Source organism: Citrobacter sp. wls615, from assembly GCF_005281355.1.
Lineage (GTDB): Bacteria > Pseudomonadota > Gammaproteobacteria > Enterobacterales > Enterobacteriaceae > Citrobacter > Citrobacter werkmanii.
On record NZ_SZXM01000028.1, the window covers coordinates 90,003 to 90,407 of the forward strand.

At 47.9% G+C, this 405-nt stretch carries 1 protein-coding gene; it reads right to left on the minus strand.

What is annotated here, in order from left to right:
* Positions 1-169 precede the first annotated feature (169 nt).
* The gene (locus tag FDX04_RS12150) at positions 170-391 is read right to left on the minus strand and encodes a DinI-like family protein (RefSeq protein WP_137371001.1); all 222 of its coding nucleotides are present in this window, start codon (positions 389-391) and stop codon (positions 170-172) included.
* Positions 392-405: the final 14 nt, after the last annotated feature.

Sequence of the window (405 nt, forward strand, 5' to 3'; positions counted from 1 at the left end):
GCGCCAGCAAAGTCAGCAGGATGGTTAATAGGGCAAATTAACAGATGCCGCAACCACACCGTATGCAAGAGCATGGTTACGGCCGACTGGCAAACGTTCGATGGTGCGAGTATTGAATGATTGCCAGTCACGATGGATTGTACTTAAGCAATATGACGGTTCAAGGCGTTTAATCTGAAACCAGCCACATATCAGCCTCTTCAAACATTTCCTGAACAGTACGGCTTATCTGTTCCTTCTCATGCTTGCTGGCGTCAGTGTTGATCTTAACCCGGACATCAGCATCGGGAAAGACCCGGTGAACCCTCCTGGTCAACTCGCCCAGAATGATATCTTTTGCACCGGGCAGCCCATCAAAATTCCTTTTATCATAAACGAGTTCCACGAACATTGCTCATTGCTCCT

Excerpts from the sequence above, each read along its gene's own strand:
- FDX04_RS12150 (WP_137371001.1), bottom strand. The coding sequence starts at position 391 with ATGTTCGTGGAACTCGTTTATGATAAAAGGAATTTTGATGGGCTGCCC.